Annotated in this window: 10 protein-coding genes; 1 reads left to right on the top strand and 9 read right to left on the bottom strand. The window is 77.0% G+C overall.

Going from position 1 to position 23,971, the window contains the following annotated elements:
• Positions 1-48 precede the first annotated feature (48 nt).
• The 4 genes from ACLQ2W_RS31805 to ACLQ2W_RS31790 all read right to left on the bottom strand — a co-directional run bounded on the left by ACLQ2W_RS31805 (position 49) and on the right by ACLQ2W_RS31790 (position 4,370).
• Complete coding sequence (locus tag ACLQ2W_RS31805; protein WP_425791337.1) at positions 49-2,151, bottom strand: 2-oxo acid dehydrogenase subunit E2; 2,103 nt, start codon at positions 2,149-2,151, stop codon at positions 49-51.
• Positions 2,148-3,053 carry a thiamine pyrophosphate-dependent dehydrogenase E1 component subunit alpha gene (locus ACLQ2W_RS31800; protein WP_405090166.1) on the bottom strand — a complete coding sequence of 302 codons (906 nt, stop codon included), beginning with the start codon at positions 3,051-3,053 and terminating at the stop codon, positions 2,148-2,150. Before ACLQ2W_RS31800 ends, ACLQ2W_RS31805 begins: the two co-directional genes overlap by 4 nt.
• Positions 3,050-3,283, bottom strand: a complete 234-nt coding sequence (locus ACLQ2W_RS31795; RefSeq protein WP_281939165.1) for an acyl carrier protein — start codon at positions 3,281-3,283, stop codon at positions 3,050-3,052. Before ACLQ2W_RS31795 ends, ACLQ2W_RS31800 begins: the two co-directional genes overlap by 4 nt.
• Before the next feature lie 76 nt (positions 3,284-3,359).
• Positions 3,360-4,370 (bottom strand): 3-oxoacyl-[acyl-carrier-protein] synthase III C-terminal domain-containing protein, encoded by a 1,011-nt coding sequence (locus ACLQ2W_RS31790; protein ID WP_425791334.1) that lies wholly within the window; start codon positions 4,368-4,370, stop codon positions 3,360-3,362.
• A gap of 46 nt (positions 4,371-4,416) precedes the next feature.
• On the opposite strand from ACLQ2W_RS31790, the gene ACLQ2W_RS31785 reads away from it, so the two are divergent.
• Positions 4,417-6,732 carry a lantibiotic dehydratase gene (locus tag ACLQ2W_RS31785; protein ID WP_425791332.1) on the top strand — a complete coding sequence of 772 codons (2,316 nt, stop codon included), beginning with the start codon at positions 4,417-4,419 and terminating at the stop codon, positions 6,730-6,732.
• On the opposite strand, the gene ACLQ2W_RS31780 is transcribed toward ACLQ2W_RS31785, so the two are convergent.
• From ACLQ2W_RS31780 to ACLQ2W_RS31760, 5 genes are read right to left on the bottom strand one after another with little or no spacing between them, the layout of a single operon-like run.
• Positions 6,700-12,066, bottom strand: coding sequence for a non-ribosomal peptide synthetase/MFS transporter (locus ACLQ2W_RS31780; protein ID WP_425791330.1), 5,367 nt, complete (start codon positions 12,064-12,066; stop codon positions 6,700-6,702). The two genes, ACLQ2W_RS31785 and ACLQ2W_RS31780, sit on opposite strands and share 33 nt — an antisense overlap.
• Positions 12,063-16,427 carry an SDR family NAD(P)-dependent oxidoreductase gene (locus ACLQ2W_RS31775; RefSeq protein ID WP_425791328.1) on the bottom strand — a complete coding sequence of 1,455 codons (4,365 nt, stop codon included), beginning with the start codon at positions 16,425-16,427 and terminating at the stop codon, positions 12,063-12,065. Before ACLQ2W_RS31775 ends, ACLQ2W_RS31780 begins: the two co-directional genes overlap by 4 nt.
• Positions 16,424-18,727, bottom strand: a complete 2,304-nt coding sequence (locus ACLQ2W_RS31770; RefSeq protein WP_425791326.1) for a lantibiotic dehydratase — start codon at positions 18,725-18,727, stop codon at positions 16,424-16,426. Before ACLQ2W_RS31770 ends, ACLQ2W_RS31775 begins: the two co-directional genes overlap by 4 nt.
• The gene (locus tag ACLQ2W_RS31765) at positions 18,724-22,227 is read right to left on the bottom strand and encodes an amino acid adenylation domain-containing protein (protein WP_425791324.1); all 3,504 of its coding nucleotides are present in this window, start codon (positions 22,225-22,227) and stop codon (positions 18,724-18,726) included. The genes ACLQ2W_RS31770 and ACLQ2W_RS31765 overlap by 4 nt, the downstream gene beginning before the upstream one ends.
• Positions 22,224-23,882 carry a beta-ketoacyl synthase N-terminal-like domain-containing protein gene (locus ACLQ2W_RS31760; protein ID WP_425791322.1) on the bottom strand — a complete coding sequence of 553 codons (1,659 nt, stop codon included), beginning with the start codon at positions 23,880-23,882 and terminating at the stop codon, positions 22,224-22,226. Before ACLQ2W_RS31760 ends, ACLQ2W_RS31765 begins: the two co-directional genes overlap by 4 nt.
• Positions 23,883-23,971 lie beyond the last annotated feature (89 nt).

Here is a 23,971-nt window from a genome sequence, read left to right as displayed (position 1 = left end):
GCGACGCAGTTTAGATCGCCCGTCGACGATGCGTCCGGGTCCGCCCGGTCACCGGCGCAGGGCGTCGGCGAGGGCGGCCAGGTACGCGCCGGCCCGCGCCCCGTTGACCAGCCGGTGGTCGTAGGCCAGGCCGAGGTCGGCGGTGGTCCGCTCGCGTAACCCGCCGTCGGCGTCGAGCACGACCTCGCGGTGCACGTCGGGCACCGACAGCGCGCAGGTGACACCGGGCGGGATGATCGGCCGGGCGTGGGTCACGCCCGGGGTGTCGTTGAGCGCGACCAGGAAGTTCATGCCGATCATGTCCTCCTCGGACAACCGGTTGCGCAGCGCCCGCATGCGCAGCGCGACCACGGTGTCGGCGAGGTCGCCCAGGTCCAGCTTCGCGGCGTCCCGGATCACCGGCAGGAACAGCCCGGTGCCGACGTCCACGGTCAGCCCGACCGCCGGCTGCGCCGCGTCGCGCACCCGGCCGTCGCCGGTGAGCGTGGCGTACAGGTCGGGGAACCGCTCGTGCAGCGCGGCCACGGCGGCGATGACGAGCTCGGTGAGGCCGACGTCGGCGCCGGTCTCCTCGGCGGTCCGGCGGGCGTACCCGAGGGCGGCCGTCACGTCGACGCGCACCACGGTGAACGCGGCCGGGATCTCCCGGTGCGAGGTCGCCACCACCTCGGCGACGCGGCGTTGCGCCGGTGACAACGGCCGTCCGGCCGGCGACGCCACCGGCGGCCGGACCGCGGCGGCCGGGCCCGGCGGCGGTTCCGGGGGCGGGCCCGGCGGCAGTTCCGGGGGCGGCGGCGGTTCCGGGGGCGGCGCGGTCGGGGCGGGCGCGGCCCCGACCGGCAGGACGCGGCCGATGACGCCGCCCGGGACGCAGTCCGCCCCGGCGGCCACGTCGTGCCACAGCACACCGGCGTGCGTCGCGGCCAGCTCCTCGATCGCCTTGGCGGTCTCCACCGCCGCGATCGGCTCCCCGACGCCGACGGTGGCGCCGGCCGGTGCCAGCCACTCCAGCAGCAGGTAGCTCTCGTCGGTCGGATTGAGCGTGGGCACCCGCACCGGGACACCCGGCTCGGCGGTCCCCGCCGGACGCGACCCGGCCGGCGGCGGGTCGGCCCCGGTCGCCCGCGGCGCGGCGGGCCCGCCGGCCGGAACCCGCATGATCCGCTCCAGGATGGTGTCCGCGCCGAGCAGGACCGCGCGTTCCAGGTGCGGGGCGGACGGGATGACCCGGTCGGCGGAGCTGACCAGCTCGACCGGCCGGCGCAGCAGCGGCCACGCCTCGGCGTGCAGCCGGGCGGCGACCTCGCCGCCCCAGGTGCCGCCGGCCGTGCTCTCCTCGGCGACGATCACCCCGGCCGCGCCGTCGAGCACGCCGCGCAGCCCGTCCACGTCGACCGGGTAGAGCCGGGCCGGCACCAGCACCTCGACGGCGCGGCCCCGCCCGGCGGCGTCCCGCGCGGCGGCGATGGCCCGCTCCGCGACCCCGCCGGGCGCGATGACGAGCGTCGGCGCGGTGTCGGCGGCCGGGTCGTGCACGCGGGCCCAGTTGCGGTCCGCGCCCCGCATCTCGACGGCGAAGCGGTCGTCGACGCGGCCGTCGACGTACCGGCGGCGGGTGTAGAGGATCTTGTCCTCGAACAGCATCGCCGGTTCGCCCCGGCGCAGCGCGGCGGCGAGCACGTCGGCCGCGTCGTGCAGGGGCGACAGTTCGAAGAGCGCGAGGTGCGGGATGCCGATGAAGTGCTTCTGCACGCTCTGGCTGTGCGTCGCGCCGTAGCCCCGCCCGCCGCCCACCGGACAGCGGACCACCACCCGCATCGGGACGCGCTCGCCGTACATGCTGACGGACTTGGTGAGGAGGTTGAGGATCGGGTCGAACGCGAGACCGGCGAAGTCGCCGAACATGATCTCGACGAGCACGGTGTCACCGCAGAGCGCCAGGCCACCCGCGACGCCGGTGATGCCGTTCTCGCTCAGCGGCGTCGACAGCACCCGGTCCGGGTAGGCGGTGGACAGCCCCCGGGTGACCTTGAACGCGCCGCCGTACGGGTCGGCGACGTCCTCACCCAGCAGCCAGACCCGGTCGTCGGCGGCGAACAGCTCGTGCAGGGCGCGGTTGAGGTTCTCGCTCACCCGTTCGGCGCGGGTCACGCCACGCCGCCGCTCACCAACGGCCGGGACAGCACCTCGGCCGAGACGTCCGCGACCCGCCGCCGGGCCCGCGCGTCCGCCGCCGAGAACTGCTCCGGGTACGCGGTGGCGTAGCGCTCCAGCCAGTCGAGCCGCCGCAGCTCGCGCAGCTCGTCGGCGGCGCGGGAGTCGTCGCCCTTGCTGTGCGGGCCGAGCCGGACCGTGTGCTGCACCAGCACGTGCGGTTGCCGGGTGGCGCGGACCCGCGCGACGTGCGGCGCGGCGCCGGCCCGCACCTCGTTGAGGTCGAGCGAGTCCGACTCGCTGACGGTGATCCCGAACCCGGCCACCCGGCCGGCGATGGTGCCGGCCAACTGCGCGGTGGTCGGGGTGGACTGGGCGATCCGGTTGTGCTCCACCACCACCAGCAGCGGCACCCGCCAGAGCTGCGCCATGTTGAGCGCCTCGTAGACCGCGCCCTCGCCCCAGGTGCCGTCGCCGACGTAGGCCGCCACGATCCGGTCCTGCCCGGTGCGGTTGAGGTGCAGCCCGACGCCGACCGCGGCGGGCAGGCTCTCCCCCTGCACCCCGGTGGACAGGAAACCGTCCCGGCGCAGGTGCTGGCTGCCGCCGTGCCCGTGGCACACCCCGCCGTCCCGGCCGAGCAGTTCCGCCAGCAGGCCGTGCGGGTCGGCGCGGTGGGCCAGGTAATGCCCGTGCCCCCGGTGGTTGCTGAACACGAAGTCCCCGGTCAGCAACGGGGCCAGCGCGACCGGGATGTGTTCCTGGCCCAGGCAGGTGTGGGTGGTGCCGGCGAGGTGGCCGTCGGCGTACAGGCGGAGCAGCTCCTCCTCGAAGCGGCGGATGAGCAGCCCGGCGTCGAGGTCGGCGTCGCCGAGCGGGGACGGCGCGGCGGCCGTCATTCCTCGACGCCCCGCCGCGCCAGCAGCGCGCGCAGGTCCGCCACCGACCGCACGGCCCGGATCTCCCGGGGGGTGATGGTGACCCGGTAGGCGTCCTCGACCGCCGCGACGATCTGGAGGTGACGCAGGCTCACCCAGGCGGCCGTGGTGGCCGGACCGGTCTGCGCGTCGACCTCGTCGACCGGCAGCTCCAGCACGTCGGCGACGAGTCGCACCAGCCGACTGGACATGCCGTGTCCCTTCCGGAACGGGTCCTCCGGCGGCAGCGGCGGCGGCGCGCTGGCACACCGACCGGATGATCGATGCCTATACCGCGACGATGGTACAGGCCCAGTGCATGCCCCGGCCCAGCGAGATCAACGCGACCCGGTCACCCGCGTCGAGCTCCCCGGCGGCCAGCAGGCGGCTCAGCCCGAAGAGCTGGTCCGCGGCCCCGAGGTGCCCGTGCTCGGCGGCCAGCTCCCGGTTGGTCCGGGCCAGCGGCACCCCGTGCGCCTCGGCCAGCGACGTCATGGCCCGCTCGTTGTCGCCGACCAGGATCAGCCGCGCCAGGTCGGCGACCGCGACACCGGCCCGGGCGCAGGCCCGCTCGGTGACCCGCACGGCCCGTTCGTCGAGTTCGCGGGCGAACTGCGCGAACTGCTCGGCGTCGTAGTCGAAGAACTCCATCACGTGCCACCCGTCGAAAGCGGCGGGCGGTTCGCCGCCGGACCCGAAGGGCGCCGCCGCGCCGCCGCTGTCGAGCCGGTGGAACCCGGCGTAGCGGCCGTCGGTCACGGCCTCGGTGGCCAGCCAACGCAGCCGCGGGTGTCCGCGCCGGGCCACCGTGGCGACCGCGCCGTCGGAGAACACCATCGGCTGGGTGTCCATCCGGTTCCAGTACGCCTCACAGGTCCGGTTCGCGGCCACCACCAGCGCGGTGGCGTACCCCGGGTGGGTGGCGAACCGGCCCGCGACGGTGTCGAGGCTGAGCACGCCGGTGGTGCACGCCTGGGTGAGCAGCACCGCCTCGGCGTCCACCAGGCCGAGCCGGTGCGCCAATTCGGCGGCGGCGTCCCAGTAGAGGTGTTCGGTGACGTCGGTGACGGCCAGCACCAGCAGGTCCAGCTCGGCGGCGGGCAGCGCGGCGGCGTCGAGCGCCCGGCGTGCGGCCCGTTCGGCGAGGTCGGTCACGCCGACCTCCGGCGCGGCGCGGTGCACCTGCCGGTAGCCGTAGCCGAGGACCCGTTGCACGTCGTCGGTGTACTCCCCCACCACGTCCGCCACCGGCGCCGGGTCGCCGAGCGCCTCCCCGAAGGACACCAGCCCGAAGCTCATGTTCGCCCGTCCCGCCGTGGATCCCGTCGATGCCTACCATTGCCGGGTGCCCCGAGAGCATCTCACGCCCCTGACCGGAACCCCGTGGCACGTCTGGCGTTCCGCGCTGCTGCGCTCGGCCGGCTTCCCGGCCGCCGGGATGCGCCGGTTCGCCGCGCCCGCGCTCGCCGCCGTCGCCGACGCCCACCTCGCCGGGGACTGCGACGAGGCCACGTTCGACGCCGCGTTCGACGACGCCGCCGCCGAGTTGGGCCGGGCGGTCCACGACGTCGCCGGGGACGACGCGTTCCGCACGGCGCTCACCTGGCAGAACCCGGCGGTGCTGGTGGCCGTCGACGCGATCCGGCGGGACGGCCCGCACGCCCCACGCAACCTGCGCCGGCGCCACCGGGAGGAGGTGGTGGCGAAGTACTGGCAGCGCTACTGCCTCAAGAACGACACGGTCGGCTTCTTCGGCCCGATCTGCTGGACCGAGCTGGGCGGCCCGGGTCCGGTCGTCACCGTACGGCCGGGTCCGGCCCTGACCCGGGACCGCCGGGTCTTCCTGGAACGGTGGGGGCTGGACGCGCTCGGCGCGGCGTTCGCCCGCGCGGCCGGCGTCCGCGACTGGCTGCCGGTGCGGCTGTCGCCGGAGCTGACGCTGCGGGACCGGGTACTGCGGCACCCGCACCGCGCGCCGCAGGCGCTGCCGGCGGGGACGGCCGCGCTGCTGGCGCTGGCCCGGCGGCGACCGCGGGTCGGGGACCTCGTCGCCGGGCTGCTCGCGGACCCGGCCAGCGGTTTCCGTCGCGCCGCCGACGTGCACGCGCAACTCGACGCGCTCGCCGGCAGCGGCGTGCTGCGGATCGGCTTCGACCTGCCGGTCGACCTCACCGCCGAGGACGCGCTGCGCGACCAGCTCGCCGCGATCGGCGACGACGCGCTCCGCGCCCGGCTGCTCGGCGAGCTGGCCGAGGTCGGCGCGCTGCGCGACGCGGTGGCCGCCGCCGACGACCCCGACGCCCTGGCCGCGGCGATGTCCATGCTGGAGCGCCGGTTCGTCGAGCTGACCGGCCGGCCCGCGCGGCACCAGCCCGGCGAGGTGTACGCCGGGCGCACCCTGTGCCACCTGGAGACCGTACGCGACCTCGACATCCGCTTCGGCGACGCGCTGCTGCGCCGGCTCGCCCCGCTGGAGCCGCTGCTGCTGTCGGCGCGGTGGCTGACGGCGGCGATCGGCGACGCGTACGCCGACGCGCTGGCCGCCCTCCACCGCGACCTGTCGGCCGACGCGGCGAGCCCGGACGTGCCCCTGGCCGACCTGTGGTTCCACGCCCAGGCGGTGGTGTTCGGGGCGGACCCGCCCAGCGCCGCCGTCACCGCCGACTTCCTGGCCCGCTGGGCGACCGTCCTCGGGCTGGCCGACGCCGACCCCGACGCCCGCGAGTTGCGCTTCGACGCCGCCGAGCTGACCGCGCGGGTCGCCGCCGCGTTCCCCGCCACCGCGCCCGGCTGGGCCGCCGCCCGGATCCACAGCCCGGACGTGCACCTGTGCGCCCCGGACGAGGCGGCGCTACGGCGCGGCGACGTCACCGTCGTGCTCGGCGAGCTGCACGTGGCCCTGGCCGCGTTCGACACGCACTTCTTCGCCCACGGCCACCCCGATCCGCAGCGGCTGCGCGACGCCATGCGCGCCGACCTGCCCGAGGGCCGGGTGCGGCTGCTGGCCCCGGTGGACTGGCCCCGGCACACCGCCCGCATCGCGGAGTGGCTGCACGGGCCCGCCGACGCACAGCTCGGCTTCACCGGCGCCCCCGGCGCCGACCCGGACCGCCTCGTGCCGATCACCGACCTCACGGTGCGACCCGATGCCGACGGCGGCCTGCGGGCGTACGCCGGGGACGGCCGGCAGTGGCCGCTGCTGGAGGTGTTCGCGCCGCTCGTCGACCACCAGGTGTTCGACACGTGGAAGCTGGCCGGGAACGCCGGGCACACGCCCCGGGTCACCGTCGACGATCTGGTGCTGGTGCGGGAGACGTGGCGCACCACGGTCGGCGCGACCGGGCTGCACACGGTGAAGGGCGAGCGGGCGCGCTACCTCGCGGTGCGGCGCTGGCGGCGCGCGCTCGACCTGCCCGAGCAGGTCTTCGTCCGGGTCGACACCGAACTCAAGCCCACCTTCGTGGACCTGACCAGCGGCGTCTACACCCGGCTGCTGTGCACGCTGCTGCGCGGCGCGCACGAGCGGGGCGGGGACCGGGTCGGGTTGACCGTCACCGAGCTGCTGCCCGGCCCCGGCGACGCCTGGCTGACCGACGCGGCCGGCCGGGCGTACGCCTCGGAGCTGCGGCTACAGATCGTCGACCCGGCGCCCGCGCGGTAGCCACCGCGTCGCGTCCGCCGGGGCGTCCGGGGTCTCGGTGTCGAAGTGGCGCAGCCGGCGCATGCCGTAGGCGCCCGCCGCCACCACGGCCAGCGCCAGGCCGGACACCACGAACGCGAACCCGAGCCCCCGGCCGGGGCCGGTCCCGATCAGCGCACCGACGCTGCCGGCCAGGGCGCCGCCCGGGGCGAACATCGGTTCGAGCACGGACCCGCTCAGCGGCACCAGCACGGCGAAGCCCAGCGGCAACGTCGCCCAGGTCAGCGTCTGGATGATCGCCAGCACCCGGCCGTGGAACCGCTGCGGCACCTTCACCTGGATGAGCGACAGGTAGATGCCGTTGTGCAGGCCCAGACCGAGGCCCACGCCGAAGCTGCCGAGCGCGATCAGCCACAGGTTCGGGCGTACGCCGCTGAGCACCAGGCTGATCGCGACCCCGAACGCGATGGCGATCAGCGCGGGCATCCGGCGTCGGGTCGGTCCACCCCAGACCGCGACCGCCAGCCCGCCCAGGACGGCGCCCAGCGCCTCGGCGAACGCCACGGTGCCGACCTGGCCCATGGTGCCGAACGCCAGCACCATCGGCGGCACCAGCAGCAGGCCGGCCAGGCAGAGGTTGTAGAGCGAGAAGAAGCCGAGCATGGCCCGGAAGCCCGGCTCCGCCCACGCCATCCGCGCCCCGCCGACCAGTTCGGCCAGGAACGGCTCCTTGCGGCGGCGGCCGAGCAGCCGGGGGAAGCGCACCACCGCGAGCACGCCGATGGCGACCGTGTAGCTCACCATGTCGATCACCAGCACCCCGGTCAGGCCGACGGCCGCGAGCAGGCCCGCCGCCAGCAGCGGCACCGCCAGCGAGCTGAGCCCCACGGCGAGCTGGGCGATGCCGTTGGCGTGGCCCAGGTAGCGCTTCGGCACGACCTGCGGGATCGCGGCCAGGTAGGTGATGCGTTGGAACACCGACGCCGCGCCGAGCACGCAGACCAGCGTGTAGACGGCGGCCAGCCCCAGCCGGTCGGTCCACAGCAGCGTGGCCAGCAGCGCCTCCGCCGTCACCGCGACCGCGCAGGCGGCGATCAGCACCCGACGCCTGTCGAACCGGTCCGCGACGGTGCCGGCGACCGGCAGCGCCAACAGCGCCGGCAGGTAGGCGATCACCCCGGACAGGCCGAACCACAGCATCGACCCGGTGCTCAGGTAGACCCAGACCGGCACCGCCCACTGGGTCAGCGCCGAGCCGGTGGCCGAGACGAGCTGGCTCACGGTGAGCGCCAGGAACCGGCGTACGCCGGGTTGCACCCCGGCCTCGACGGCGGCCGGGTCGGCGCTTGTCGCGGCGAGTTCCCAGCCGTCACCGGCGACCGGGGCGGGCGCGGTGCCCGGCGCGGACAGACCCGGGTGGGTGAGCACCTCGGCGAGCGCCCGGGCCCGCTGCTTGACGAAGTAGTGCCCGGCCTGGTCGAGCACCACCAGCGCGGTGGAACCGCCGAGGAAGCCCCACTCGCGGTAGCGCTCCTCGTAGTACTCGGTGAGCACGTCGTGGGTGCCCACGACGGAGATCACCGGCGCGGGGACCCGGACCGGCTCGGCGTCCAGCCAGGCGGTGAACCGCTCCTGCGCCTCGGCCGCCTCGCGCCGCACGTGGTGGACGAACCGGTCGACCTGTGCCGGGTCCAGGTCGGCCAGCTCGGCGCCGATCGACCGCAGGAACGTCTCGTAGCGCCGGTCCGCGCCCCGCGCGTCGACCCAGTCGACCAGCCGGCCGAGCATGTTGTCCGGCCGGGCGGTGGGGAACACGCCACCGGCGTAGATCGCCTCGATCGGCCGGCCCCGCTCGTGCAGCCGCCGGGCGATGCCGGTCAGCAGCGCGCCGCCGACGCAGTGGCCGTAGAGGACCAGCGGGCCGTCCACCCGGTCCTCGATCTCGGCCACGCACCGCTCGACCAGCTCGTCGAAGGGCAGCTCGGTGTCGTCGACGCCGACGTCGTGCCCGGGGACGGCCAGCGAGTAGAGCGTGTGCCCGGGCGGCAGTTCGTCGGCCAGCGGCTGGTAGATGCTGGCCAGCCCGCCGCCGTAGGGCACGCACACGTAGGACCGCACCCGTTGTGCCGCCGGCACCGGCCGGGTCAGCTCGTAGAGCAGCGGACGCCGGCGGTCGTCGGCCGGACCGTCGATCAGCGCGGCCAGCCCCGCCACGGTGGGGTGCTGGAACAGGTCCATCACGCCGACGTCGACCGGCCCGTACGCCGCGCGCAGCGTGGCCAGCATCCGGATCGCCAGCAGCGAGTGCCCGCCGAGGGCGAAGAAGTCGTCGTCGAGGCCGACGTCGGCGACCCCGAGCGCGTCCTGCCAGGCGGCGGCGACGGCCCGTTCGACAGGCGTGACCGGCGGGCGGTGCGCGGCGGTCCCGCCGCCGTCGGGCACCGGGTCGGGCAGCGCGGCGGTGTCCAGTTTCCCGTTGGCGGACAGGGGCAGCGCGTCCAGCGGCACGAACGCCGACGGCACCATGTAGTCCGGCAGCCGCCGCCGCAGCGCCTCCCGCAGCGCCGCCGGGTCCACCGCCCCGGCGCCCGCCGCCGGTGTCACGTACGCGACCAGGCGCTGACCGGCGGGGGTGGCGCCGCGGACCGCGACGGCGGCGGCGCCGACGCCCGGCTGCTCGCGCAGCACGGCGGCGATCTCCCCCGGTTCGATCCGCAGCCCCCGTAGCTTCACCTGGTCGTCGAGGCGACCGAGGTACTCCAGGGTCCCGTCGGCCCGCCAGCGGGCCCGGTCGCCGGTGGCGTAGAGCCGCCCGCCGGCCGCGCCGAACGGGTCGGGGCGGAACGCGTCGGCGGTGAGCCCGGGTCGGCGCAGGTAGCCCCGGGCCACCTGCACCCCGCCGAGGTGGAGCTGCCCGGCCACCCCGACCGGCACCGGCCGCATGGCCTGGTCGAGCACGTGGGCGCGCACGTTGCGGATCGGCCCGCCGATCGGCACCCGGGTGACGGCGGCCAGCGCGGCGGGCGTGGCCGCCCAGGCGGTCACGTCGATCGCCGCCTCGGTGGGCCCGTAGAGGTTGTGCAGCGACGCCGCCGGGAGCGCGGCCACGGCCCGGCGGGCGAGGTCCAGCGGCAGTTCCTCGCCGCTGCACACGATCCGCCGCAGCGAGCCGCACCGGGCCAGGTCGGCGGCGTCGGCGGTGGCCAGGAACGCGTCCAGCATCGACGGCACGAAGTGGACGGTGGTGATCCGCTCGCGGGCGATCAGCTCCCGCAGGTACGCCGGGTCGCGGTGCCCGCCCGGCGCGGCCAGCACCAGCCGCGCGCCCACCAGGAGCGGCCAGAACACCTCCCACACCGACACGTCGAAGCCGATCGGCGTCTTGTGCAGCACCGCGTCGTCCGGCCCCAACGCGAAGGCGTCCTGCATCCAGTCCAGCCGGTTGACCACGCCGGCGTGCGCGTTGACCACGCCCTTCGGTCGCCCGGTGGACCCGGAGGTGTAGATCACGTAGGCCGCGTTGCCCGGCCCGGCGGCCCGGCCCGGCACCGGTCCCGGCCGGTCCGGTCCGGTCAGCGGCACCGGCCGGTCCGGTCCACCCACCGGCACCGGCCGGTCCGGACCGGTCAACGGCAGCACCACGCCCGCCCCGGCGAGGCCGGTCGGCACCTCGTCGGCGAGCAGCACCTCCGCGCCGGCGTCGGTCAGCATGAACGCCAGCCGCTCCGGCGGATGGTCCGGGTCCAGCGGCAGGTACGCCGCGCCGGCCCGGTGGACGCCGAGCAGCCCGGCGACGAGGCGGTGGGAGCGGGGCTCGTGGACGGCGACGACCGACTCGGGCCCCACCCCGTGGGCGGTCAGCCGCCGGGCCACCCGGTCGGCGGCGGCGGACAACTCGGCGTAGGTCAGCCGGGTGTCGCCGTCGACCAGCGCCACCGCGTCCGGCGTGCGCCGGACCTGGGCGTCGAACAACTCGGCCAGGGTGCTCCGGCGCACCGGGGCGGCGGTGTCGTTCCAGCCGGTCACCACCCGGTCCCGTTCGGCGTCCGACATGACCGGCAGCGCGCCCACCCGGGTCTGCGGCGACGCGACGGCGGCGGCGAGCAGCAGCAGGTAGCGGTCCGCGAACGCGGCCATGCCGGCCGGCTCGAACAGCGCGGTGTCGTACTCCAGCCGCAGCTCGTCGCCGGCGATCTCCAGCGACAGGTCGTCCATCGCGCCGCCGAACGCCGCGCCGCGCCCGGTCGGCAGGTGGTGGAACGTCACCTGGTAGAGCGGCGGCAGACCGGGGTCGCGACGCACCGCCAGGTCCTCGACCAGCTTCTGGAACGGCATGTCCTGGTGGTCCCACGCGTCGAGCACCACCCGGCGGACCCGGCGCACAAGCGTCCGGAACGGCGGATCACCGGAGACGTCGACGCGCAGCACCAGCATGTTCATGAACATGCCGAGCAGCGGTTCCAGCTCGGCGCGGTCCCGGCCGGCCACCGGCATGCCGACCACGACGTCGTCGCTGCCCGACAGCCGGTGCAGCAACGCCACGAACGCGGCGAGCTGCACCATGAACGGGGTGGCGGCGGTCTGCCGGGACAGCTCGGGCAACGCCTCCGCCACGCCGTCGGGCAGGGCGCGGCGCACGTCGGCGCCGTGGAACGCGCGCGTCGACGGGCGCGGGCGGTCGGTGGTCAGCCCGTGCACGGCGGGCAGGCCGGCCAGCGTCTCCCGCCAGTACGCGCGCAGCTCGCCCCGGCGGGGGCCGTCGAGACGGTCGCGTTCCCAGGCCGCGTAGTCGGCGTACTGGACGGGCAGGTCGGGCAGGTCCGGCGCGCGGCCCGCCACCGCGGCGGCGCACAGTTCGGTCAGCTCCGCGCGCAGGTTGAGCAGCGACGTGCCGTCGAGGATCACGTGGTGGCCGGCGAAGAGCAGCCACCAGGTGTCCGCGTCGAGCCGCAGCAGCCGCGCCCGCCACAGCGGCAGGCCGTCCATCGGCAGGTCGAGGCGGGCGTACTCGGCGACGATCCCGACGCGGGCACGCTCCCGCTCCGACGGCGGCAGCCCGGACAGGTCGGTCACCGGCAGCTCCACCGGCACGCTCGGATGGATGTCCTGCCGGAGTTCGCCGTCCACCAGGCACAGCGTGGTGCGCAGCGCCTCGTGCCGTTCGGTGACCGTCCGCAGCGCGGCGAGCGCCTGCTCCGGGCCCGCCCCGGCCGGCAGGGTGACCGCGTCGGTCATCGTGAACAGCGGCTGCCCCGGGCTGAGCTGGGCGGTGAACCAGACCCGCTCCTGGGCGTACGAGGCGGCGGCGCGGTAGACGCCGTCGACCGGGGTGAGGTCCGGCGGCGACTCGGTCACGCCGGCCGCCCCGGCCGGCGCAGGCGCGGGATCGGTGCCTCCGTCGCCGTGGCCGGCGGGGTGGCGCGCAGCGCCTCGATCCGGGCGGCCATCGCGGCGACCGTCGGCGCGTCGAACAGCACCCGCATGGACAGCCGGGCGCCGACGGCCTGGCGGATGCGCAGCACCAGGTGCGCCGCCACCAACGAGGTGCCGCCGAGCCGGAAGAAGTCGTCGTACGGGCCGACCTCGGCGACGCCCAGGACGTCGCGGAAGATCCCGGCGACGGTGGCGGTCAGGTCGCCGTCGACGGCGGTCGCGGTGGCGGTGGTCGCGGCGGTGACCGAGGCGAGCCGCCGCTCGTGGCCGGCGACCGCGGCCACGGTGTACGCGCCGATCGCGACCGAGCCGGCGCGGCCCCCGGCGAGGACCCGGCGCGCCGCCGCCGTCGCCGCCGCGGCGGGCAGCCCGTCGTGGTCGGGCACGCCGTCCTCCCGCCACGCGCCCCAGGCCAGCGCCACCACCCGGGTCGGCCAGCCGTGCGGGGCGCGGGCGTACGCGTCGAGGAACGCGTTGGCCGCCGTGTCGTCGACCCGGCCCAGGCCACCGGCGAGCGCGGTCACCGAGGCGCTGAGCGCCACGAAGTCCAGCGGCAGGTCACCGAAGACCTCGCGCAGCACCAGCGCGCCGGTGAGCTTCGGCCGCAGCTCCGCGGCGGCCTCCGCCAGCCGTGACCCGGCGGCCGGGCCGGTGTCCGGCCGCCGCGCGGCGTGGATGATGCCGTCGAGACCGCCGAGGTCGCGCAGCACCTCGGCGCGGACCGCCCGCATCGCGTCCGGGTCGGCCACGTCGGCGGTGAGGTGCCGCACCCGGGCGCCCGCCCGCTCCAGCGCCTCGATCCGGGCGGCCGGCGGTGCGGTGGCGCGGCTCACCAGCACCAGCCGCGCGCCGGGCCGGGCCAGCTCGGCGGCGAACGCGCCGCCGACCTGGCCCGAGCCGCCCGTGATCAGATACCGCCCGCCGTCCCGGACGATCGGCCCGGAACCGGCCCGACCGCCGGCCGGCACCGCCGCGAACTCGCGGATCCAGCGACGCCCACCGAGCCGCAGCGCGACCGCCTCGGCCCGGTCGACGCCGAGCAGCTCGTCGGCCAGCGGGTCGACGGCGGGTTCGCCCGGGTCGGCGTCGATCCAGTGAGCACGCAGCCGCGGGCGTTCCAGCGGCGCCGAACGCACCACCCCGGCGACCGTGGCGTGTTCCGGGCGCAGCAGGTCGGCGCCCGTCACGTCGGCCACCCCGGCGGTCACCACGTCCAGCTCCACGTCGGTGTCCGGCAGCGCCTCCAGCAGCGTCAGCAGCGCGAGGTAGCCGTGGTCCTGGGCCGCCGACACGGCCGACGCGTCGGAGCCGGCCGGGTCCCCGTCGAGCGGCCAGGCGTGCACGACCCGGCCGGCGCGCTCGTCGTCGGCGCACTCGTCGAGCAGCCGACGGTGGTCGGTGACGCTTGTCGGCCGTACCTGGTAGCCGTCCGGGCGGACCGCGAAAGCCGGCCCGGGGCGGACCACCGTGACGTCGACGCCGCGTTCCCGCAGCCGATCCGCCAGTGCCGTGCCCCGTCGGCCCGAGGCGAACAGCAGCAGCGCGGCCGGCACGTCGGCGGATGCCGGGGCGGGCAGCTCGCGCCAGAGGGGAACCTCGACGACGCCGTCGTCGTGGCGGCGGTCGGCGGCCGGCGCGGCGGGCGCCACGGCCGCCGGCGCCGGGTCGATCCAGTGTCGGGTCCGCTGGTACGGGTAGCCGGGCAGGGACACCCGACGCGGCCGGCCGGGCGTGGGCAGGTGGACCGGCACCCCGGCGGTCCACAACCGGCCGGCCGCCTCGTGGGTGGTCTGCCGGTCGGTCAGCCGCTCCCCCGGCGCGGGCAGCGTGCGCAGCGGCGCGCGGGCCCCCGCCGGCAGGCTGAGCCGGGCCAGCCCGGCGAGCTGGCGGCCGGGGCCGCACTCCAGCAGCAGCCACCCGTCGGGCGGGCCGGTCGCCGCGAGGGCCGCCACCGTGGCCCCGAAGCGCACCGGCCGGCACAGTTGCTCCGCCCAGTACGCCGGGTCGGTGAGCTGCGCGTCGGTGAACGGCGCGGCGGTCGCCGCCGACCACACCGGCGCCGCCGGCGCCCGGCGCGGCACCGCCGCCACCAGCGCCGCGAACTCGTCGCGCACCGGCTCCAGCAGCGGCACGTGCATCGCGTACGGCGTCCGCAGCGGCGTGCAGCCGATGCCGCGTCCGCGCAGCGTGTCGGCGACCGCGGTCACCGGCTCCGGCGCGCCGGCCAGCACGCAGGTCTGCGGCCCGTTGCTGATCGCCACCGCGACCCCGGCCGGCAGCAGCGGCGTGATCTCGTCGGCGCCGCGCTGCACGGCGAGCATCCGGCCCTCCGGCGCGGCCCGGACCAGCCGGCCCCGGGCGGCGGCGAGGCGCACCGCGTCGGGCAGGTCGAAGACCCCGGCGACGGTGGCCGCCACCAGCTCGCCGATGGAGTGGCCGAGCATCGCGGCGGGCGTGACGCCCCAGTGCCGCCACAGCGTCGCCAGCGCGTACCCGACCGTGAACAGCGCGGGTTGCAGCACCTCCGGCTCGGCCAGTCGCTCGTCGGCCCCGGGTCCCGCGCCGACGAGCAGCTCGTGCGGGTCCCGGCCGAGGACCCGGGCGCACTCCTCGACGGCGGCGGCGAAGACCGGCTCGGTCGCGGCCAGCTGCGCGCCCATGCCCGGGTGCGCCGAGCTCTGGCCGGAGAAGAGCAGACCCACCCGGGGCGGGTCCGCCGCGTCCCCGTCGCCCCGGCGTCGCGGATCGGTCAGGGCAGCCGCCGCCCGGGTCCGGTCCACCGCGACCACCGCGGCCCGGTGCCGGTAGGCCGGCCGTCCCTCCCGCAGCGTGTACGCCACGTCGCGCAGCTCCAGCTCCGGCCGGTCGGTGAGGTGGGCGGCCAGCCCGGCGCACGCCGCCGCCAGCGCGGCCGGGGTCGCGGCGGACACCTGGAGCAGCTCCCCGCCGCCGTCGTCCGGTTCGGTGGGGGCGAGCGGTGGGGCCTCCTGGAGCACCAGGTGCGCGTTGGTGCCGCCGAGGCCGAGCGAGCTGACTCCGGCCCGCAGCGGGCGCTGCTCCGCCGGCTCCCACTTGGTCAGCGTCGACACCACGTAGAACGGGCTCGCCGCGAAGTCGATCTCCGGGTGGGGCCGGTCGTGGTTGATGCTGGGCGGGATCAGCCGGTGCCGCATCGACAGCACGGTCTTGATCAGGCCGACCACGCCGCCGGCCGCGCTGAGGTGACCGATGTTGGCCTTGGTCGAGCCGACCCCGCACCAGCCCCGCTCGGCCGTGCGCCGCCCGTACGCCGCGCTCAACGCCGCGATCTCGATCGAGTCGCCCAGGACCGTGCCGGTGCCGTGCGCCTCCACGTAGCTGACCGAGCGCGGGGCGACGCCGGCCACCGCGAGGGCCTGCACGACGACCTCCACCTGGCCGGTGACGCTGGGCGCGGTGAAGCCGGCCTTGGTCGCGCCGTCGTTGTTGACCGCGTTGCCGATGATCAGCGCCCGGATGTCGTCCCCGTCGGCCCGCGCGTCGGACAGCCGCTTGAGCACGACGACACCGACGCCGCTGCCGTAGACGGTGCCGTCGGCGTGCGCGTCGAACGGGCGGCAGTGCCCGTCGGCGGAGGTGTAGCCCTCGTCCGCGACGTACCCGACGGCGTGCGGCAGCTCCACGCAGACGCCGCCCGCAAGCGCCGTGTCGCACTCGCCGTTGCGCAGCGCCTCGCTGGCCAGGTGCACCGCGACAAGCGACGACGAGCAGGCGGTCTGCACGGTCATCGCCGGGCCGCGCAGACCGAGCCGGAACGACACGCTGCTGGCCAGGTAGTCCGGCTTGTTGCCCAACGACACCCGCAGCTCCCCGGCGTCGGCCAGCGCGCGCGGGTTCCGCCGGACGTTGAGCCACTGGTAGAGGTCGGCGTTGCCGCCCGCGTACACGCCGATCTCGCCGTCGTAGCGGGCCGGGTCGCAGCCGGCGTCGGTCAGCGCGGCGTGCGCGTGTTCCAGGAACAGCCGCTGCTGCGGGTCGGCCAGCTCCGCGTCGCGCGGGCTCATCCCGAACAGGCCGGCGTCGAACTGGTCGACCTGGTCGAGCACGGCGGCCACCGGCACGTACGCCGGATCGTCGAGTTCGTCGGCGGCGACGCCCCGGGCCAGCAGTTCCGCGCGGCTGAACCGGGTGAACGACTCGGCGCCGTCGACCAGGTTGCGCCAGAACCGCTCCGCCGAGGCCGCGCCCGGCACGCGCAGGCTGAGCCCGACGATCGCGATCGGCTCCACTGTCTCGTTCGTCACGGCATGACCTCCGGCTCGGCGGCATCGCGGATGTGCAGGCGCAGCTCGCTGACGTAGTGGCGGCCCCGGCCGTCGGGCAGCCACGCCTGCGCCGGCGTGGGCAGCAACTCGGTCACCGTCACCGGCACGTCCGCGCCGCCCGCCCGCCGGGCCGCCCGCAGCATCAGGCAGAGCCGGTTGGCGTAGAGCGGGCTGGTCAGGTCGACGTACTCGGGTTTCAGCTCGGTGGCCACCCGGACGAAGACCCGCTCCGGCAGGCCCAGCGCGGCCCGCCACCGGCGTACCGCGAGGTAACGGCGGGCCGGGTCGACGGCGTCGGTCAGGCCGGTCGCCCCGACGGTGACGCGCCACGTCTCCCGGGCCAGCACCAGCCGGTCCACGGTGACCCGGGGGCTGTGCGGGCGTTCGGTGATGAGTTTGAACGCGTCGCCGGCGTGCACCGCGATCAGGTCGGAGAACACCTCGACGAGCGGCCAGCGGGTGCCGTCGGGGCCGGTCGCCACCAGCACGCCGGCCACCTCGGAGACCACCGCGGCGTTGGCCGGCACCAACCGGTCCCGGCCCGCGCCGGGGGCGTCGGCGAACGCGAGCCGGTGGTCGTCCGGCCCGAACAGGGACGCCGACAGCCGGCCGCCGACCCGGGGGAAGTCGACCGGGTAGACCGGACGCAGCCGCGCCGGGCCCAGGTCCGCCGCGTACGCCCGGCGCAGCCGCGCCAGGTCGGGATGGCAGTGGGTGAACAGCTCGGCGTTGAACGTCGCGTACGCGGCGTGCAGCTCGCCGAGCACCGCGACGACCTCGGCGTCGGGCGACTCCGCGACGAGTTGGAGGTCCGGGCTGTGGATCCGGCCCGCGCTCCAGCCGGGTCGGGTGGCCGGGAACTGCGCGGCGACCCGGGGCGCCAGCTCGGCCGCGTCGACAGTCAGCCGCGCGGTGCCGGCGGGCAGGTCGGCGAGCCGGAGCACCCGTTCCCAGCGGGCGGCGAACTCGCGCGCGACCCGGTCGGCGGGCCGGTCACCGGGGCCGAACAGCGGGCCCTGGGCGACGAACCACAGGTCCCCGAGCCGGACCGGCCCGTCACCGCTCAAGTCGTCGTGGAGGTCACGCAGCGCGTCGCCGTACGCCGTGGCCAGCTCGGCGGTGAGCCAGCGCGCGGCCCGCAACGGCAGGTCCAGCGCCGGGGCGAGGGCGTCGAGCAGGTCCCGGCCGACGGTGAACTCGACGTCGCGGACGGTCTCCTCGTGGCACAGCGCCCGCCCGGCGTAGTTCTGCCCGGCCCGGCGGCGCGGCGGCCGGCCGGTCAGTCCGGTGAACTCGGTGTCCAGGGCGGCCAGCGCGGCGGCCAGCGCGGCGGGGTCACCGGCGGCGTCGGCGACGCGGTCGCGGGCGGCGGTGAGCCGGTCCAGTCCGGCCCGGGCCGGCTCCCGGGCCGCCGGGTCGCCGACGGCGTCGATCCGGGCGCGCAGGCCGGCCTCCGCGGCGAAGCCCGGCGGCAGGTCGAAGTCCCAGCGCAGCAGCCCTCGCTCGGCCAGGTGGGTGAGGAGCAGGAACCCCTCCTCGGGCCGGCGCACGCCGGTCTGTTCGTCGCGGACCAGGTCGTCGACGATCTCCCGGGCGGGGCGGCGTCCGTCGCAGCGGGCCAGCGCGATCGACTCGGTCAGCGACACCGGGGCGGGACGCTGGGCGGGCCGGTGCACGACCCGCCCGTCCAGGTGGGCGTGCGGCGCCAGCGTCGGGGCCAGCCACGACCGCAGCAGCGGGTCCGCCACCAGCCGGTCGGCGTACGCGGACAGCGCCCAGTGTTCCAGGTGGACGACGCGTCGGCGGAGCAGGCCGGGGCCGGGCCGGGCGGTGACGGCAGCCGGACCCGGCGCCACCACACCCCAGCACACCGGGCCGAAGAAGCCGATGGTCTCGCACTTGGCGACGTAGCGCTGCCAGTAGCCGGCGACGACGTTCTCCCGGCCCCGGCGGCGGACGTTTCGTGGCCCGTCCGGGCCGTCGCGGACCAGCCCGTCCAGCGCCACCAGCACGTCCGGGTTCTGCCAGGTGACGGCCTCGCGGAACAGCGGGTCGGCGGCGATCCCGCACACCGCCGCCGACGCCGCCCGGGTGGCGGCGGCGTACGCGGCCGGGAACGCGGCGTCGTCCACCTGGCCGGCGAGGTGTCGGTCGGCGGCGGCGGCGCACTCCGGGGCGGCGAAGCGGTCCAGGCCGTCGGCCGGGAACCCGGCGCTGCGCAGCAGCGCGTCCCGCCAGACCGACCAGCCGGTGTCGCCGAGGGGCACCAGGTGCGTCATTCCGGATCACCCGCCCCGATCGGCCCGTCGGCGGCCCGGCGCAGCACCCGCTGGCGGCGCACCGCGCCCCGGCGGGCGGCCCGTTCCACCGCCGCGTCCTCGGCGCTGTCGCCGGGCGACCCGGCGGCGGCGTGGCCGTTGTCCAGGTGCGCGGCGAGCGCGCGGACGGTCGGGTGGTGGAACAGGTCCACCACCCGCAGGTCGGTGCCGAGCAGCCGGTTGAGCTGCCGCTGCACCACGGCGACGGCCAGCGAGCCGCCGCCGACGTCGAAGAAGCTGTCCGTCGCGGCCACCTCGGGCACGCCGAGCACGTCGCACCAGACCGAGGCGATCCGCCGTTCGGTGGCGGTGGCCGGGCGGGCGGCGGTCGCCCCCGGCCGGCTCGTGGCGCGGGTGACCGGCGCGGCCCGGGGCACCTCGCCCGGGCTCCCGGCGGGAACGGCCGTCCAGGCCGGCAGCTCGGAGACCGGCCGCCCGGGATCGGCGGCCCCGGCGCGCAGCACCCGCTCCACCTCGCCCAGCACGGCCGCCATCAGGTCGCCGCCGTAGACGTCGGGGTTGAACACGATCTCCACCCGGAGCTGCCCGTCCCGGGTCACGCCGTACAGGGTGAGGTCGAACGGGGACCCGGGCGCGGCCACCGGCACCGGCTCGCTGGTCAGGCCGGCCAGTTCCAGTTTCGGCTCGTCGAACGTGTACATGTTGAACAGCACCTGCACCAGCGGGCTGCGGTCCAGCAGGCCGCCCAGGCCGAACCCGCCGACGACGCGTTCCACAGGCGCCTCCGGGTGGGCGAGCGCGGCGAGCAGCTCCGCCCAGGCGGCGCGGACGTGCGCGGCGAAGCCGGCCTCCGGGAGCGGACGCAGCCGCAGCGGCGCGATCTCGATGAAGAACCCGACCATCGGCGCGAAGTCGGCCGCGCGCCGGTCCACCGTCGGGGTGCCCACGAGCAGGTCGGGCAGGCCGGTGCGGCGGGCCAGGACCAGCGCGAACGCGGCCAGCACGGTGGCGGCCGGGGTCGCGCCGAGCCCGGCGGCGAGGTCGGTCAGGGCAGTGGTGGCGGCCCGGTCCAGCCGGGTGCCGACCGTCGCGCTGGCGTACGTCTGCTCGGCCGGCCGCTGCCGTCCCCCGGGCAGCTCCACCACCACGGGCACGCCGTTCAGGTGCGCCAGCCACCAGTCCAGGTCGGACGCGCCGCGGCGCCGGGAACGCTCCTCGCGCCACGCGACGTAGTCGCCGTAGGTGGCGGCCAGCGGCGGCAGCGGCGGCCCCTGCCCGAGCGCGGCGCGGTAGGCGGTGGCCAGGTCGGCGTGGAACAGCGACTGGGACCAGCCGTCGAACACGGCGTGGTGGGCGTAGACGGCCAGTACGTGCTCGTCGACGCCGGTCCGGATCAGCTCGGCGCGCCACAGCGTATCGGTGGCCAGCGCGAACGGCCGCGCCGCGCCGGCCGCGAGGTGCGTGGCGAGGTCCGTGCCCGGCGACAGGTCGCGTACCGGCAGCGGCACCGGCGCGGGCGGGTCGACCACGGCGTACGGCACGCCGTCGGTGTCGGGTATGCGCCACCGCAGGATCTGCTGGCGGTCCGCGACGGCGGTCAGCGCGGTGGCGAGGGCCGCGACGTCGAGTCCGCCGGTGAGCCGTTCGGCGAAGGCGACGTTGTAGGCGGACGCGGCGGCCGGGAAGTAGCGGTCGAGGAACCACAGCCGGCGCTGCGCCGGGGACAGGGCCGGCGGCCGGCCCCGGACGGCGGCGGTCGGGTCGGTCCCGGCGGCGGCGTCGACGCGGGCGGCGATGCCGCGCAGCGTCCGCCCGAGCAGCACGTCCTCGACCGCGACGTCCCGGCCCAGCCGCTCCCGCAGGTCGGCGACGAGCCGCATCGCGGCGATCGAGTGTCCACCGTGGTGGAAGAAGTCGGCGTCGCGGTCGACGGCCGGCGCGTCCAGCAGCGCCGACCACGCCCGCGCGACGAGGCGTTCGGTGTCGGTCGCCGGCGCCTCGCCGGTCGGTGCCGGCTCCGGCGCGGCGGCGGTGAGCGCGGCCAGCCGGTCGACGTCGATCTTGCCGTTGATGGTGACCGGCAGCGCGGGCATGGTGTGCATCCGCGCCGGCACGGCCGCCGCCGGCAGCAGCCGCGCGCAGTGGGCGCGCAGCACGGCCACGTCCAGGCGGGTCGCCACGTACGCGACGAGTTCCGGCCCGCCGGGGCCGCCGCGCGCCTGGACGCTGGCCAGGTCGACGTCGGGGTGGCGGCGCAGCACCGCCTCCACCTCGCCCAGCTCGATGCGCTGCCCGCGGATCTTGACCTGCCGGTCGGCCCGGCCGAGGAACTCCAGGTTCCCGTCCGGCAGCCGGCGGGCCAGGTCACCGGTGCGGTAGAGGCGCTGCCCGGGCCGGTCGGTGAACGGGTCCGGGACGAACCGCTCGGCGGTGCGCGCGGCGTCGAACAGGTAGCCCCGGCCGAGACCGGGCCCGCCGGCCAGCACCTCACCGATCTCGCCGGGACCGACCTCGCGGAACCGGTCGTCGACGAGGTGGATGCGGTGGTTGGCGGCCGGCCGGCCGATCGGGATGGGCCGGGTCCACCCGCCGCTGCCCTCGAACCAGGTCACCAGCACGGTCGCCTCGGTCGGGCCGTAGACGCTGACGAACCGCCGGCCGCCCTCGGTCCACCGGCCGACCTGCTCCGGGCCGGTCGCCTCCCCGCCGGTCATCACCAGCCGTACGCCGGGCAGCCGGGCCGGGTCCAGCAGCGGCAGGACCGGCGGCGGCAGCACCACCACGTCGACGTCCTGCTCGGCGCAGACGCGGTACAGCCGGGTCGGGTCGGCCCGCTCGGCGTCACCGGCCAGCACGACGGTGCCACCGGCGGCGAGCGGGGCGAGCAGGTCGGCCACCGACGCGTCGAACCCGATCGAGGCGAAGGCCAGGCAGCGGGTCGAGGGACCGAAGCCGGAGAACTCCGCGATGCCGGTGACCGCCTCGGTCAGCGCCCGGTGCTCGATCACCGCGCCCTTGGGCCGTCCGGTCGACCCCGACGTGAACATCACGTACGCGGTGGTGGCCAGCGTGGCGGGCGTCGGCCGCCAGCGGGCCGTCGACGTGGGCACGTCCCGCACGGCGTAATCGGCGAAGACGCCGGGCGCGACGGCCGGCGCGCCCACCACGACGCGCAGGCGGGCCTCGCCGGCCAGCTCGCGCAGTCGCGGCGCCGGCAACGCCGGGTCGAGCGGAACGTAGCCGGCGCCGGCCGCCTGCACGCCCAGCAGCGCCACCACCAGGTCCGGGCGGCGGTCCACGCAGACGCCCACGAGGTCGTCCGGGGCGATGCCGTCCGCGCGCAGCGACGCGGCGAGGGCGGCGGCGCGGCCGACCAGGTCGGCGTAGCTCAGCGTCCGGCCGCCCTGCGTCACGGCCGGCGCGTCGGGTCGCCGGGCGGCGTGCCCGGCGACCAGGTCGGGCAGGCACACCTCGGGATAGGGCAGGTGGGGACCGGTCATCGCGTCGCCTCGATCCAGTGCCGGGTCCGCTGGAACGGATAGCCGGGCAGCGGCACCCGCCGTCCCCGCGCCACCGGCGGGTCGCCACCGTCGCACCAGGACCGGGTCGCGGCGTCGTCGGCCACCGGCCCGCCCCGGGCGAACGCGGTGAGCTGCGCGACCGCCTCCGGCACGTCGGCGCAGCCGACCGCGCCCCGGTGGGCCAGCCGCCGCCGGCCCACCGCCAGCGTGTACGCCACGTCCGCGATCGCGAGGTCGCCCTCGGCCAGCCGCGCGGCCAGTCGCCCGGCCAGCTGCCGCAACGCGGTCGGGCTGCCCGCCGACAGGCCGAGCACCACCCGGTCGCCGTCGGCGCCGGCGGGCCCGTCCCGGTCGCCCGCGCCGGGGGCCTGCTCCACCAACACGTGCGCGTTGGTGCCGCCGAGGCCGAACGAGCTGACCCCGGCCCGCCGCGGCCCGTCCCACGACCGGGTCCGCGCGGTGACCTCGACGCCCGCCGCGGCCAGGTCGACGTCGCGGTGCGCGCCGGTGAAGCACGCCGTGCCCGGCACCTGCCCGGTCCGGACCGCGTACGCGGCCTTGATCAACGAGAGCACGCCGGCGGCGGCGTCCAGGTTGCCGACGTTGCCCTTCACCGAGCCGAGCAGCAGCGGGGCCCGGCTGCCCCGCCGGGCCCGGACCAGCGCCTCGACCTCGATCGCGTCACCGACCGGCGTGCCGGTGCCGTGGCCCTCCAGGTAGCCCACGTCGGCCGGGTCCCAGCCCACCGACGCCAACGCCTCCGCCAGCACCGCCGCCTGCCCGGCCACGCCCGGCACCGTGAAGCCGGGCCGGTCCGCGCCGTCGTTGTTCACCGCCCACCCGGCCAGGACGGCGTGCACGTGGTCGCCGTCGGCGCGCGCGTCGGCGAGCCGTTTGAGCACCACCGCGCCCGCGCCGTTGCCGAACACCTGCCCGGTGGCCGCCGCGTCGTAGGGGCGGCACACCCCGTCGGCGGCCAGCAGTCCGCCCGGCCGCAGGCGGTAGCCGGCCTGCCGGGTCGACACCACCGCCGCCCCACCGGCGACCACCACGTCGCAGCGGTAGTCCAGCAGGCTCTGCGCGGCCTGGCAGACCGCGACCAGCGAGGTCGAGCAGGCGGTCCGGACCGCCACCGCCGGCCCGGTCAGGCCCAGCGCGAACGCGGCACGGGTCGGCAGGTAGTCGCCGTCGGCGCCGGTCAGCACGTCGTCCCAGTCCTCGGCCAGGTCCCCGGCGGCGGGCCGCAGCGCCGGGCTGCCCAGCAGGTGGTGACGCAGGTAGCGGTTGGGGCCGCAGCCGGCGAACACGCCGATCTGGGCCGGGTCGCGGTCGGGGTCGATGCCGGCGTCCTCCAGCGCGTGCCAGGCCACCTCCAGGAACAGCCGGTGCTGCGGGTCGAGCAGCGCCGCCGCCCCGGCCGGGTAGCCGAACAGGTCGGCGTCGAAACCCGCCAGGTCGTCGAGCCGGCCGAACACCGGCACCCAGTCGGGGTCGGTGGGCGCGCCGTCGGCGGCGGTCAGCCGGCGTACCGACACCGTGCCGGCCAGCAGGTTGCGCCACAGGCTGACCGCGTCGTCCGCGCCCGGCACCCGGCAGGCCAGCCCCACCACCGCGATCCGGTCGTCCTCACTCACGGTGCCTGCCTTTCGTTCGCGACTGCGGGACTCCGCTGCGCTGCGTTCCTCGCGCTCACGGCGCCCGCCTTTCGTTCGCGACTGCGGGA

It is taken from the genome of Micromonospora sp. DT227, assembly GCF_049841835.1.
GTDB lineage: Bacteria > Actinomycetota > Actinomycetes > Mycobacteriales > Micromonosporaceae > Micromonospora.
The sequence above is the reverse complement of the archived record's forward strand: the minus strand, read 5'-3'. Positions and strand labels throughout refer to the sequence as shown.

Bases quoted from the DNA above. Each gene is read 5' to 3' on its own strand.
- ACLQ2W_RS31800 (WP_405090166.1), bottom strand. From the start codon at position 3,053: ATGACGGCCGCCGCGCCGTCCCCGCTCGGCGACGCCGACCTCGACGCC.
- ACLQ2W_RS31795 (WP_281939165.1), bottom strand. From the start codon at position 3,283: ATGTCCAGTCGGCTGGTGCGACTCGTCGCCGACGTGCTGGAGCTGCCG.
- ACLQ2W_RS31790 (WP_425791334.1), bottom strand. From the start codon at position 4,370: ATGAGCTTCGGGCTGGTGTCCTTCGGGGAGGCGCTCGGCGACCCGGCG.
- ACLQ2W_RS31770 (WP_425791326.1), bottom strand. From the start codon at position 18,727: ATGACGCACCTGGTGCCCCTCGGCGACACCGGCTGGTCGGTCTGGCGG.
- ACLQ2W_RS31765 (WP_425791324.1), bottom strand. From the start codon at position 22,227: ATGACCGGTCCCCACCTGCCCTATCCCGAGGTGTGCCTGCCCGACCTG.